13 protein-coding genes are annotated in these 11,725 nt (G+C 61.0%); 5 read left to right on the forward strand and 8 right to left on the reverse strand.

What is annotated here, in order from left to right; translation table 11 throughout:
* Nucleotides 1–4: 4 nt before the first annotated feature.
* Nucleotides 5–1,108 (reverse strand): efflux RND transporter periplasmic adaptor subunit, encoded by a 1,104-nt coding sequence (locus KL786_RS12230; RefSeq protein ID WP_215517752.1) that lies wholly within the window; start codon nucleotides 1,106–1,108, stop codon nucleotides 5–7.
* Between the two features lie 92 nt (nucleotides 1,109–1,200).
* On the opposite strand from KL786_RS12230, the gene KL786_RS12235 reads away from it, so the two are divergent.
* Nucleotides 1,201–1,854, forward strand: coding sequence for a TetR/AcrR family transcriptional regulator (locus KL786_RS12235; protein ID WP_215517753.1), 654 nt, complete (start codon nucleotides 1,201–1,203; stop codon nucleotides 1,852–1,854).
* Between the two features lie 24 nt (nucleotides 1,855–1,878).
* Here the strand turns inward: KL786_RS12235 and KL786_RS12240 are convergent, their stop codons facing one another.
* Nucleotides 1,879–2,661: a class I SAM-dependent methyltransferase gene (locus KL786_RS12240; RefSeq protein ID WP_215517754.1), complete on the reverse strand. Its 783-nt coding sequence runs from the start codon at nucleotides 2,659–2,661 to the stop codon at nucleotides 1,879–1,881.
* 95 nt (nucleotides 2,662–2,756) lie between these two features.
* On the opposite strand from KL786_RS12240, the gene KL786_RS12245 reads away from it, so the two are divergent.
* On the forward strand, nucleotides 2,757–3,377 hold the full coding sequence (locus KL786_RS12245) for an energy transducer TonB (protein ID WP_215517755.1): 621 nt from the start codon (nucleotides 2,757–2,759) through the stop codon (nucleotides 3,375–3,377).
* Between the two features lie 112 nt (nucleotides 3,378–3,489).
* Here the strand turns inward: KL786_RS12245 and KL786_RS12250 are convergent, their stop codons facing one another.
* From KL786_RS12250 to ppc, 5 genes are all read right to left on the reverse strand, one after another.
* The gene (locus KL786_RS12250; protein WP_215517756.1) at nucleotides 3,490–4,350 is read right to left on the reverse strand and encodes a DUF72 domain-containing protein; all 861 of its coding nucleotides are present in this window, start codon (nucleotides 4,348–4,350) and stop codon (nucleotides 3,490–3,492) included.
* The gene (locus KL786_RS12255) at nucleotides 4,350–4,670 is read right to left on the reverse strand and encodes a hypothetical protein (protein WP_215517757.1); all 321 of its coding nucleotides are present in this window, start codon (nucleotides 4,668–4,670) and stop codon (nucleotides 4,350–4,352) included. The genes KL786_RS12250 and KL786_RS12255 overlap by 1 nt, the downstream gene beginning before the upstream one ends.
* Before the next feature lie 160 nt (nucleotides 4,671–4,830).
* Nucleotides 4,831–5,517, reverse strand: a complete 687-nt coding sequence (tsaB, locus tag KL786_RS12260; protein WP_215517758.1) for a tRNA (adenosine(37)-N6)-threonylcarbamoyltransferase complex dimerization subunit type 1 TsaB — start codon at nucleotides 5,515–5,517, stop codon at nucleotides 4,831–4,833.
* 90 nt (nucleotides 5,518–5,607) lie between these two features.
* Entirely contained in the window at nucleotides 5,608–6,255 is a 648-nt protein-coding gene (gene adk / locus KL786_RS12265; RefSeq protein ID WP_215517759.1) for an adenylate kinase, read from the reverse strand.
* A 293-nt stretch (nucleotides 6,256–6,548) separates the two neighbouring features.
* Entirely contained in the window at nucleotides 6,549–9,194 is a 2,646-nt protein-coding gene (gene ppc / locus KL786_RS12270; RefSeq protein ID WP_215517760.1) for a phosphoenolpyruvate carboxylase, read from the reverse strand.
* Nucleotides 9,195–9,395: 201 nt separating this feature from the next.
* Here ppc and KL786_RS12275 point away from each other — a divergent pair, with 201 nt between their 5' ends.
* From KL786_RS12275 to lptF, 3 genes are all read left to right on the forward strand, one after another.
* The gene (locus KL786_RS12275; protein WP_032858198.1) at nucleotides 9,396–9,740 is read left to right on the forward strand and encodes a hypothetical protein; all 345 of its coding nucleotides are present in this window, start codon (nucleotides 9,396–9,398) and stop codon (nucleotides 9,738–9,740) included.
* A gap of 291 nt (nucleotides 9,741–10,031) precedes the next feature.
* Nucleotides 10,032–10,457: a DUF4398 domain-containing protein gene (locus KL786_RS12280; protein WP_090293058.1), complete on the forward strand. Its 426-nt coding sequence runs from the start codon at nucleotides 10,032–10,034 to the stop codon at nucleotides 10,455–10,457.
* A gap of 54 nt (nucleotides 10,458–10,511) precedes the next feature.
* Nucleotides 10,512–11,294, forward strand: coding sequence for a lipotoxin F family OmpA-related lipoprotein LptF (gene lptF, locus KL786_RS12285; RefSeq protein ID WP_090290568.1), 783 nt, complete (start codon nucleotides 10,512–10,514; stop codon nucleotides 11,292–11,294).
* Nucleotides 11,295–11,385: 91 nt separating this feature from the next.
* Here lptF and KL786_RS29860 read toward each other — a convergent pair whose 3' ends face one another.
* The gene (locus KL786_RS29860) at nucleotides 11,386–11,706 is read right to left on the reverse strand and encodes a hypothetical protein (protein ID WP_286675719.1); all 321 of its coding nucleotides are present in this window, start codon (nucleotides 11,704–11,706) and stop codon (nucleotides 11,386–11,388) included.
* Nucleotides 11,707–11,725 lie beyond the last annotated feature (19 nt).

Genomic DNA, 11,725 nt, shown 5'->3' on the forward strand with positions numbered 1-11,725 from the left:
GGGACTACTCCTTGTTGGCCGCCAGATTCACCACCCGGTTGGAGCGATCCACCGGGCGCACCTGCTGGCCCTCATGGAGCACATGGACACCGGCGGCAATCACCCAGTCGGACGGGCTCAGGCCTTCCAGCACCGGCACGTTTTTCTCACCGAACGCGCCGATACGCACGGCTGTGCGCTTGAGGGTGTTGTCCGGCTTTACCAGCCAGACGTAGGACGCACCGTTCTCTGCACTGAGGGCAGACAACGGAACCGAGAGGGGAATGACACCGTCGGCCTGTATGAAGACCCGCGCGCTTTGCCCCAGCTCTGCCGGAACTTTGCCGGCGTTGAAGGCCACACGGGCGGCAAAGGTGCGCGATTTGGGATCCGCCGCTGGCGACAGCTCGCGAATGCGCCCCTCGAAACGCTGTTCGGGCTGGCTCCACAGCTCCACCGAGACCGGCTGGCCCACCTTGAAGCGGCCGAAGCTTTGTTCCGGGAAACTGATCAGTACTTCACGCTCGCCATCGGTGGCCAGGGTGAACACGGTTTGCCCGGCAGACACTACCTGCCCGACTTCCACCGCACGCTTGGCCACCACTCCGTCCTGGGGCGCGCGCAGCACGGCATACCCGGCCTGGTTGTTGGCCACGTCGAATTCGGCCTTGATCTGCTGCAAGCGCGCGACACCTGCGCGGTAGAGGTTTTCGGAATTATCGTACTGGGAACGACTGACCATCTGACGGTCCATCAGGGTCTTGTAGCGATCACGCTCGGCCCGCACCAGGCTCAGGTTGGCCTCGGCTGCCGTGACCTGGGCCCGCGTGGCCTGCAGCTGCAAGCGCACATCCTGGGGATCGAGTTCTGCCAGCGGTTGGTTGGCCTTGACGCGCTCGCCCTCCTCCACCAGCCGTCGGCTGACTTTGCCACCTATGCGAAAGGCCAGGTCCGGCTCATAACGGGCACGCACCTCGCCAGGATAGCTGTCCATCGCCAGCGCCGAGGGCTGCGGCTGCACCACCATCGCCGGGCGCACGGTGGTTGGGGGCGCTTCTTCATGGCCGCAGGCAGCCAATAAAAAAGCCAGGCTGACAGGCAACGCGAGGGGCAGGAAAGTGCTGCGCATGCTGAAGGACCTTTCGCAAATGGTGCTTGGAGTAATTATACTGGCCGGTATGTTATTAATACCAAACTCACCAGTCCAGTATTAAAGTGAAAATGTCCGACAATCCTGTAAACACCAATAGTCCCGGGCGTCCCAAGGACATGGCAAAACGCCAGGCAATCCTCGACGCAGCAAAAATCCTGTTTTTGAGCAATGGTTACGCAAGTACCAGCATGGATGCCGTGGCCCTTGAGGCTGGCGTGTCGAAACTGACGGTCTACAGCCACTTCACCGACAAAGAGACACTGTTCACCGCCGCCGTCGAGGCCAAGTGCGAAGAACAACTGCCGGTGATGTATTTCGAGCTGCCAGACGGCGTGCCGGTGGAGAAGGTGCTGCTGAACATCGCCCGTGGCTTTCACCTGCTGATCAACAGCGATGAATCAGTGAACCTGCATCGCCTGATGATGACGTCGGGCAATCAGGATCCGAAGCTGTCGCAGATTTTCTTCGAAGCCGGCCCCATGCGGATGTTGCAGGGGATGGAGCGCTTGCTGAGCAAGATCAACCAGAGCGGGGCGCTGAATATCGACAAACCGTTTACCGCTGCCGAGCACTTCTTTTGCCTGCTCAAGGGCACGGCGAATTTCTGCTTGCTGTATGGCTGTGGCGAACGCTTGAGTGAAGCGGCCGCCGAGGAGCACGTGCAGGAAGTGGTGGGGTTGTTTATGCGGGCCTATAGGGCTGACGCAGCGGCAAGCGTTTAGCGACAAGCGGCCAGTGCTTGTCGCTTAATTCTTGAGCGCTTTTTTAGGATAAATATCGTACCGGCTGGATTTGCCATCCAGCGCGTGGCTCGGCTTGGGCCCATCGATGCAAGGTGCCTTGCGCGGGCGCTTGACTACCACCCGGTGGCTGGCCAGGGCCAATGCCGCGGCCAGCAGCGCCGGAGCATCCGGGTCGTCGCCCACCAGCGGGCGAAACAGGCGCATTTCCTTCTTCACCAAAGCGGTTTTCTCACGATGGGGAAACATCGGGTCCAGGTAGATCACTTGCGGCGGCTCACCTTCCCAGTTGCGCATGACCTCGATGGAGTTGCCCTTGAGCAAGGTCATCCGCGCCACAATCGGCGCCACTTCAAAATCATCTGCCGCGCGCGCCAAGCCATCCTCAAGCAAGGCACCAATCAACGGCTGACGCTCAATCAGGCTCATCTCGCAGCCCAGGCTGGCCAGTACAAACGCGTCCTTGCCCAGGCCGGCCGTGGCATCCAGTACTCGCGGGCGCACGCCTTGAGCCACCCCCACGGCCTTGGCGATCATCTGCCCACTGCCTCCGCCATAGAGCCGGCGATGTGCCGCGCCACCTTCGACAAAGTCCACCCGCACCGCACCCGGGGCCTCAGGCCCCAACTGTTGCAGTTGCAAGCCATGCTCCCCTACTTGCAGGGCAAAATCGGCGTCTGCCAACTGTAAAGGCAGACCCAACTGCTCGGCCCAGTGCTGGGCACGGGCCTGGAAACCGTCGGCCAAGGCCTCGACCCGAATGCGGCTGGCCGCGGGTTGTTCGCTCATCGTTTACTACGCTCAAAAATATTAAGGATCGGCAGAAAGCGGCCGATAAAAAAGGATCAGGCATTTTGCCAGACCCTGAGCGTCGACCGAGAGAAATGTCAGACATTCATTCCCTATTCACCGGTGTACTGCCGACCCACAACCACTTCGGCCTGCGCAATACCCAAGCGCTGGCCGGCGTCAGTCATGTGTGGCAGGACTTCTTCGCCCGGGCGTTGGCCGAGCAACTTGGCCAGGAGCCAGGTGCGCAGGTGGCCGCAGATCCGGTGCCGGTGGATGCTTCGGTCGAACCCAGCGCCGGCAGCGACCTGCTGACGCAAATAGTTACCCAGCGCCATTGCGATGTTCAGGACACCGAGATCGCCCCGCCTGAACCGCTGTTCCTGCCGATTGCCGAGTTCGAACTGCAATTGCTGCCACCGGCGGCCGTGCCGTTCCCCGAGGACGAAATCGTCGCCCAGCAGCGCCAGCAGAACTTCGAAAGTGGCTGGGTGCGGCCAATCGTGCTGACTGCCGGCCAGCCACTGCCCGAGCCCGGCCCTGCGCCGCAACCCAAGCCGCTGTTTCTGCCGATTGCCGAATTCGAACTGGACCTGCTGCCACCTGCGGCCGAACCGTACCCGCAAGAAGAACGGGTGCAGCAGCAAAAGGCCCTGGACTTCGATTGCGGATGGGCGCGCCCGCTGATCCTGCAGAACCTGCGCCTGGCGGCTTGATCCCGCGCCAGTACACAAATCCCGGTTCACTTGCTCGCGAAATATTTGAGGGCACCGTGCTCATTCAGAATGCGCGCGTTATCGTTCACGTTTTTCGCGAGCAAGCTCGCTCCTACAGTAACCCCAACTGCTCCACAGTGGGTTCCCGGTGCAGTTGCGCCAACGCCGGCAACCCCGGCAAACGCGCCATCAATTGCTGATGAAAGCGCATCGCCAACTGGGCGGCCAGGCGATTATCCGAGGTGTGCAGGAACACGTAGGGCGTTCGCCCCTCCTCGATCCAACCCGCAACTTTCTCAACCCACGGCACCAGGAACGGATCGTTGGCCTCCAACTCTGGATGGCCGATAAAACGCACCTGGGGAAGCTGCGTCAACGCGGCCGGACGCGGTGGCACCTTGGGCTTTTTCGATTGGGCATGGAGCACGGCGGCCGAGGTTGAAGTGCAACTGAACAAGGCCCGAGGGTCCAGGCAGATGCGCTCCACTCCACGGTCACGCAGCAGGCGGTTGAGGCTGCGCTCGGCGTCGCCCTTGGCAAAGAAGTCGCGGTGACGCACTTCCACCGCCAGCGGGCGCTCCAGGCCGTCGATAAAGCCTGCCAACTCACCCAGGCGCTGTGGGGTGAAGCTGGCCGGCAGTTGCAGCCACAGCGGTGAAACCCGCTCGCCCAGCGGGCTCATCAAGCCGAGGAAGCTTTCGGCAGCGGGTAGTTGTTCGCGCAGGTCAGCGCTGTGGCTGATATCACCGGGAAACTTGGCGGTAAACCGAAAGTGCGCGGGCATGATCTCGGCCCAGCGCTGCACCGTCGCGACCGAAGGCCGCGCATAGAACGTGGTGTTGCCTTCGCAGGCATTGAACACCTGGCAATACAGGTCGAGAAAATCCGTGGTGCGGGCGTCCTGTGGGTACAGGTACTCGCGCCAGGCGTTTTCACTCCAGGACGGGCAACCGAGGAAATAAGGCAGCAACATCAGATGTGGATATCGAGCCCCAGCACTTCCATATCCCATTCGACAAAGCCGGCTGTGGTCAGGTAGCTGGCCAGGGCCGTGGCGACGTTCTTGCTCATGGAGCGCGGGAAGATCATGTCTTGCTGGCGGGCCGGAACGCCGCCTATACGCGCACCGCTGGCCCCTTGGGAACGTGCGGAAAGCGCCGCGCCCTGGGATGTTTCGGGCTGGACTTCAATAAAGTCAGGGGATTCTTCGACGGACTCATCTACCGTCACGTTCGCCTTGCGTGGCTTGCGCTTGAGGGGGTAGGACTGGGAGGAAAAGCCGTCTATACGCATGCATGCAGATCCGCGATCAATGATGGCAATTTAGCGGCACTTTCCTTGGCACGCAAATGCTCTGGTGATAACTAGAACACATAAATGAAGAAAGGTTTAAACACCCGGCCAAATTCTGACGATTGGTGAAATTCGCCGCTAAATCCCCGTTTTTTTGACGTCAAACAATCCCACGTTCGGCCTTGGTCTGCGCCACTTTATCGCGCAGGTATACCGGGGCGGCCTGGTCGGCTGGAATCGCCTCGCCGCGTTCCCAGGCAAAACGCGCCAGGGTCAGCAGGTCTTCGGCATGGGGCAGCATCGCGGCATCCTGGCCGACCGTGGGTACGGCGATGCGCTCGCCATAACCCCAACCTGTGCCGGCGCCAAACCAGTCACCCGTGGCCTCGGCCGGCAAGGCAGCGGCCTCGGGTGACTGCACGGCTTCGATACCCACCAGGCGCATCTCGCCGGCGGTCTCGCGGTAGCAGCCCCAATAGACCTCATCCATCCGCGCATCAATGGCTGCCGCGACTTGCTGCGCGCCATGCTCGCGCTGCGCGCGCTGGGCCAGCACGGCCAGGTTGGACACCGGCAATACCGGCCGCTCCAGGGCGAACGCCAGGCCCTGCACCACACCAATGGCGATACGCACACCGGTGAACGCACCCGGGCCACGGCCAAAAGCGATGGCGTCCACCGCCGACAAGGTGGTGCCAGCATCCAGCAATAACTGCTTGATCATCGGCAACAGCTTTTGCGCGTGCAGGCGCGGGATCACCTCATAGTGGCTCGTGACCTTGCCGTCATGCAGCAGGGCAACGGAGCAAGCTTCAGTCGCGGTGTCCAGGGCCAGCAGGGTGCTCATGGGTGTGGGTGTCCAAATCGAAAAAAAGTTCGCCAGTATAAACAACAACGGCCCGCAAGCGGGCCGTTGAACATCAAGCCAATCGTCAGATCAGCTCAACGCTTGCATCACCTTGGCAGTGATGGCTTCAACCGAGCCCACGCCTGGGATGTGGCTGTACTTCGGCTTGCCTTGGGCTGCCGACAGCTTCTGGTAGAAATCCACCAGTGGCTTGGTCTGGGAGTGGTAGACCGACAGGCGATGACGCACGGTTTCTTCGGTGTCGTCTTTGCGCTGCACCAGGTCGTCACCGGTCACATCATCCTTGCCAGCCACTTTTGGCGGGTTGTAGACGATGTGGTAAACACGGCCCGAGGCTTCATGAACGCGACGACCAGCGATACGCTGGACGATCTCTTCATCTTCAACCGCGATTTCGATCACGGCATCCAGCTCAACACCGGCTTTCACCAAGGCTTCGGCCTGGGGAATGGTGCGTGGGAAACCGTCGAACAGGAAACCGTTCTTGCAGTCTTCCTGGCTGATGCGTTCCTTGACCAGGTTGATGATCAGGTCGTCGGAGACCAGGCCACCGCTGTCCATCACGCTCTTGGCGATCAGGCCCAGCTCGGTGCCAGCCTTGACGGCTGCGCGCAGCATGTCGCCAGTGGAGATTTGTGGAATGCCGAACTTTTCAGTGATGAACTTTGCCTGAGTACCTTTACCGGCCCCGGGAGCTCCCAGCAGAATGACGCGCATCGATGTGCTCCTCAATTTTTTATAGAGATGACGCTCGGATTCGCCGCATGGGGCCAATCTCGTAGAATATGCTCGTAAAAATACGAATCCAGGCCGCCCAAACGGCCAAAGGCTGATCAAGATACACAGCGAGCCCTAACCACACAAGCCGCCAAAAGTCGGAAGAACCCGCACCACACAAGCCTTTTGGTCGCGGTATCCCTTGGTGCAACCCCGACACAAAACCGCCGGCACAGCCCTTTCGGGTCAGCCGGCGGTTTTGTCTGCAAGCCCTTGAGAACACGCGACAAATGTCAGCCGGTGTTACGCAGCCCGGCGGCAATACCGGCCACGGACACCAGCAGCGCCTGTTCCAGAGGGCTGTCCTGTGTCGCTTCCTGTTGGCGGGACCGGGCCAGCAGCTCGGCCTGCAACAGGTGCAACGGGTCGAGGTAGGTGTTGCGCAGGCGGATGAACTCCAGGGTATCGGGACTGTGGGCCAGCAACTGCGACTGGCCGGTCAGGCCAAGCACCACGGCGCACGCCTGCGACAATAGGTCGCGTAAATGCGCACCCAATGGCAGCAGGTCGGGCTGTACCAGACGCTCGTCATACAGCCGGGCGATATCCGCGTCAGCCTTGGCCAGGACCATTTCCAGCATGTCGATACGGGTGCGAAAGAACGGCCATTGTTCACGCATCTGCCCCAGCAACTCACCTTCGCCCCGCTCCAGCGCCTTGCTCAACGCCGCTTCCCAGCCCAGCCAGGCCGGCAGCATCAAGCGGGTCTGGGTCCAGCCGAAAATCCACGGGATCGCCCGCAGGCTCTCGATCCCCCCGGCACGGCGCTTGGCCGGACGACTGCCCAGGGGCAGGCGACCCAGTTCCTGCTCGGGCGTGGACTGGCGGAAGTACTCGACGAACTGCGGATTTTCCCTCACCACGGCGCGATAGGCGCTGACGCCATCGGCCGCCAATTCATCCATCAAATGCCGCCAGGCCGGCTCAGGTGGCGGTGGCGGCAATAAGGTCGCCTCCAGCACCGCTGCCAGGTACAGATTAAGATTCTGCTCGGCGATATCCGGCAAGCCGAACTTGAAGCGAATCATCTCGCCCTGCTCGGTGGTGCGGAAACGCCCTGCCACCGAACCCGGCGGCTGCGACAGAATCGCTGCGTGGGCCGGGCCGCCGCCACGGCCAACGGTGCCGCCGCGACCATGGAACAACAGCAGTTCCACTTGCTGCTCGCGGCAGATATCCACCAGGCGCTCCTGGGCGCGGTATTGCGCCCAGGCCGCAGCGGTGGTGCCGGCGTCCTTGGCCGAGTCGGAGTAACCGATCATCACCTCCTGCGGACCTTGCAACCGCGCACGGTAGCCAGGCAACAGCAGCAGGCGTTCGATCACCGGGCCGGCGTTGTCCAGGTCGGCCAGGGTCTCGAACAACGGCACCACGCGCATTGGCCGCTGCACCCCGGACTCCTTGAGCAACAACTGCACCGCCAGCACATCGGACGCCGCGCCCGCCATGGAGATGACATAGGAGCCAAGGGAGGCCGCCGGCGCGGCGGCAATTTCCTTACAGGTATTGAGCACTTCAGCGGTATCGGCCGAAGGCTTGAAATAGCCCGGCAACAAGGGGCGGCGGTTGGCCAGCTCCTTCATCAGGAAGGTGATGCGCGCATCCTCGTCCCAGTCTTCATAGCGACCCAGGCCCAGGTAATCGGTGATCTCGGTCATCGCCGCCGAATGCCGGCTGGAATCCTGGCGCACATCCAGGCGCACAAGGAACAGACCGAACGTTACAGCGCGACGTAGGCAATCAAGCAGCGGGCCGTCGGCAATTACCCCCATGCCGCAGGCGTGCAAGGACTGATAGCACAGCTCCAGCGGCTCCAGCAGGTCGCGATTGTTTTGCAGTACATCGGTCGACGCCGGGGTGCTGCTGGTCAACGCCGCATGCGCCCAATTGCGCGTGGCACGCAGGCGTTCGCGCAATTGCTTGAGCAACGCCCGGTAAGGCTCGACGCTATCACCGACCTTGGCCTGCAACTCGGGGCTGGCCCGCTGCATCGACAATTCGGACGCCAGGTGATCGATATCACGCAAATACAGATCTGCCGCCATCCAGCGCGCCAGCAGCAGCACTTCGCGGGTGACCGGTGCGGTCACGTTGGGGTTGCCGTCACGGTCGCCGCCCATCCACGAAGCGAAACGGATCGGGGCCGCCTCCAGGGGCAGGCGCAAGCCAGTGGCGGCATGCAAGGCTTGATCGGCCTTGCGCAGATAGTTGGGGATCGCATGCCACAGCGAATGCTCGATTACCGCAAACCCCCACTTGGCCTCGTCCACCGGCGTGGGCCGGGTACGACGGATTTCTTCGGTGTGCCAGGCTTCTGCGATCAGGCGTTGCAGGCGTTGGCGAATCTGCTCGCGCTCGGCGCAGGTCAAGTCACGGTGGTCCTGCAGGGCCAATTGTGCGGCGATAGCGTCGTATTTCTGGATCAGGGTACGGCGCGCAACTTCGGTGGGGTGGGCGGTGAGCACCAGTTCGATGTCCAGGCGCGCCAACTGCCGGGCCAGGGACTCACTGCTGTGGCCTTCACGCTGCAAACGCGCCAGCAACTCGGGCAGCACCCGCGATTCGAACGGCGCCGGCTGGGACTCATCGCGCCGATGAATCAGTTGGTACTGTTCGGCGATATTGGCCAGGTTAAGGAACTGGTTGAACGCACGCGCCACCGGCAGCAGTTCGTCTTCCTGCAACTGATTGAGGCTGGCGCTGAGTTCTTCGCCAGCTGCCGCCTCCGTTGCCCCGCCGCGGCGATCGGCCTTGGCGCCCTTGCGAATCTGCTCGATCTTGTCGAGAAACTCATCACCGTATTGCTCTCGAATCGTATTGCCCAGCAGCTCACCCAGCAGGTGAACATCTTCACGCAAACGTGCATCGATATCGCTCATCAGCCAATCTCCAGCCAGGAATCCGGGATGCTTTGATGCTCAAGAGTGCCGATCAAGGCGCGGTCTTACAAGCAATGTTCGGCAAGCCGGCTCCGACAACTTTGTGGGTTGCAGCTAGTCTCAAGGTTACGTCGTCGCGTTATCCACGCCGCGACCGGTCACTCATCACCGCCCGCTACCCTGGGCTTTACTGAGGTTGCCATGAAAATCCGAGAACTGGCCCAGCAATGGGAAGAGACCGCCAAGGGTCGATTGACCAAGACCGAATATGCCATCCACCTGGATGTAGAGGCCGCCGCACGGCTGGCGGCCATCCGCGAGATGTACCCCAAGCGCAGCACCGAGGAATTGCTCGGCGAACTGATCGGCGCCGCCCTGGAAGAGCTGGAAGCCAGCTTTCCGTATATCCAGGGCCGGAACGTGGTGGCCACCGATGAAGAAGGTGATCCGTTGTATGAAGACGTAGGCCCGACGCCGCGTTTCCTGTCGCTGTCACGGCGCTATCTGCACGACATGTCGGCCATGCCTGACGATCAGAAGCACTGATAAACATCTGTTAAAACCACCAACCCCTTGAACTCCGGGCCTTTTATAGGCCCGGCATACCGCTGCACGTGGCAAAAGTTCCGTTTTTTAAACGCTGACCTCTTAGTCAGATTTGTTCAGATGTTTTTTCGGGCAAATCGCCATCTTTCGCTGAACTATTCAAAAAAGCCTCGGGTCACAGCCAGTAAGCCATCACCTGTAACAGGCGTTTGAAAAGGCATGCACAGGTTCATCGCCAAACCGCAAACGCTGACCACCGAAGATGGATTTGATGTTTTTCTGGAGTATCCAATGGAGTTGAAGACGATGAAGACCAGCACTGCCAAATCCTCGTTTAACCATCTGCGCGGGCTCAAATTGGCCGCGTTGGCAATCGGCACCAGCTTCGTCCTCGCGGGCTGTGCCGGCAACCCGCCGACCGAGCAGTACGCCGTGACCCAATCGGCCGTGAACAGCGCCGTGAGCGCTGGCGGTACCGAATACGCGGCCGTGGAAATGAAGGCTGCCCAGGACAAGCTCAAGCAAGCCGAGCTGGCCATGCATGACAAGAAGTACGACGAAGCCCGTCGTCTGGCCGAACAGGCTGAATGGGATGCGCGCGTTGCAGAGCGCAAGGCCCAGGCGGCCAAGGCCGAGCTGTCGGTGAAGGATTCCCAGAAGGCTGTCCAGGAGCTGCGTAACGAAGGCATGCGCCCTGCTGTGATCCAGCAGAAGTAAGCACCGCCCTTGTTTGCATCGCACCCGAAATCGAATTGAAAGGACGACACCACTATGCGTAAACAATTGATGATCCCTGCCCTGCTGGCGATGAGCGTTGCCCTGGCGGCTTGCTCCACCCCGCCGAACGCGAACCTGGAAAATGCACGGACCAACTTCTCGGCCCTGCAAGCCAACCCGCAAGCGACCAAAATCGCCGCCCTGGAAACCAAGGACGCCAGCGAATGGCTGGACAAGGCCGACAAGGCCTACCGCGACAAGGAAGACGAGAAGAAGGTCGACCAACTGGCCTACCTGACCAACCAGCGTGTTGAAGTAGCCAAGGACACCATCGCCCTGCGCGAGTCCGAAGCCAAACTGAAAAACGCCGGCGACGAACGTGCCCGTGCCCTGCTCGAAGCCCGCGATGCGCAGATCAAGCAACTGCAAAACAGCTTGAATGCCAAGCAGACTGAACGCGGTACCCTGGTAACTTTCGGTGATGTGCTGTTCGCCACCAACAAGGCCGACCTGAAATCCAGCGGTCTGGTGAACATCAACAAACTGGCGCAGTTCCTCCAGGAAAACCCGGATCGCAAAGTGATTGTTGAAGGTTACACCGACAGCACCGGCAGCGCGGCCTACAACCAGACCCTGTCTGAGCGCCGTGCTACTTCGGTACAGGTCGCGCTGATCAAGATGGGCGTTAATCCAAGCCGCATCGTGACCGCCGGCTATGGCAAGGAATACCCGGTTGCCGATAACGCCAGCGTTTCGGGCCGTGCCATGAACCGCCGCGTTGAAGTGACCATCTCCAACGACAACCAGCCGGTCAAGCCACGTTCTTCGGTGCAATAACCGACTGACGTAGACCGGTATCAAAGCCCTGCCTGTACTCCAGGCAGGGCTTTTTTTTTGCAAAAAATACCTGACGGCAAGTTTCTTCCGATTAACCGAAGTTGACCTGATTGTTGTTCTCTTGGGGCATCTGCATGCCTTGCTGTCCCTCGCCATTCATCTGCTTGCGCATAGGGTCTTGATCACCCTCGTCGCCGCCACTACTGCCGCTACTGCCGCCACTGCCCTGGGATCCGCCTGCGCCACCCGCACCGCCCAACAGTTGCGCCAGGAGTTTTTTCAGCGCTTCAGGGTCCATACCGCCCTGCTGCCCCCCCTCGGCGCCCTTGCCGACCATGTTGCCGGAATCACCCATGCCGGCGCCGCCGAAGTTGCCAAACCCACTACCACCACCTACGCCACCAATACTCATAGTGATACTCCACTGAATT

Source organism: Pseudomonas sp. TAE6080 (genome assembly GCF_018732265.1).
Classification (GTDB): domain Bacteria; phylum Pseudomonadota; class Gammaproteobacteria; order Pseudomonadales; family Pseudomonadaceae; genus Aquipseudomonas; species Aquipseudomonas brenneri.

Bases quoted from the DNA above. Each gene is read 5' to 3' on its own strand.
- ppc (WP_215517760.1), bottom strand. From the start codon at position 9,194: ATGAGCGATATCGATGCACGTTTGCGTGAAGATGTTCACCTGCTGGGT.
- KL786_RS12275 (WP_032858198.1), top strand. From the start codon at position 9,396: ATGAAAATCCGAGAACTGGCCCAGCAATGGGAAGAGACCGCCAAGGGT.
- adk (WP_215517759.1), bottom strand. From the start codon at position 6,255: ATGCGCGTCATTCTGCTGGGAGCTCCCGGGGCCGGTAAAGGTACTCAG.
- KL786_RS29860 (WP_286675719.1), bottom strand. From the start codon at position 11,706: ATGAGTATTGGTGGCGTAGGTGGTGGTAGTGGGTTTGGCAACTTCGGC.
- KL786_RS12235 (WP_215517753.1), top strand. From the start codon at position 1,201: ATGTCCGACAATCCTGTAAACACCAATAGTCCCGGGCGTCCCAAGGAC.
- KL786_RS12255 (WP_215517757.1), bottom strand. From the start codon at position 4,670: ATGCGTATAGACGGCTTTTCCTCCCAGTCCTACCCCCTCAAGCGCAAG.
- lptF (WP_090290568.1), top strand. From the start codon at position 10,512: ATGCGTAAACAATTGATGATCCCTGCCCTGCTGGCGATGAGCGTTGCC.
- tsaB (WP_215517758.1), bottom strand. From the start codon at position 5,517: ATGAGCACCCTGCTGGCCCTGGACACCGCGACTGAAGCTTGCTCCGTT.
- KL786_RS12245 (WP_215517755.1), top strand. From the start codon at position 2,757: ATGTCAGACATTCATTCCCTATTCACCGGTGTACTGCCGACCCACAAC.
- KL786_RS12280 (WP_090293058.1), top strand. From the start codon at position 10,032: ATGGAGTTGAAGACGATGAAGACCAGCACTGCCAAATCCTCGTTTAAC.
- KL786_RS12230 (WP_215517752.1), bottom strand. From the start codon at position 1,108: ATGCGCAGCACTTTCCTGCCCCTCGCGTTGCCTGTCAGCCTGGCTTTT.
- KL786_RS12250 (WP_215517756.1), bottom strand. From the start codon at position 4,350: ATGTTGCTGCCTTATTTCCTCGGTTGCCCGTCCTGGAGTGAAAACGCC.
- KL786_RS12240 (WP_215517754.1), bottom strand. From the start codon at position 2,661: ATGAGCGAACAACCCGCGGCCAGCCGCATTCGGGTCGAGGCCTTGGCC.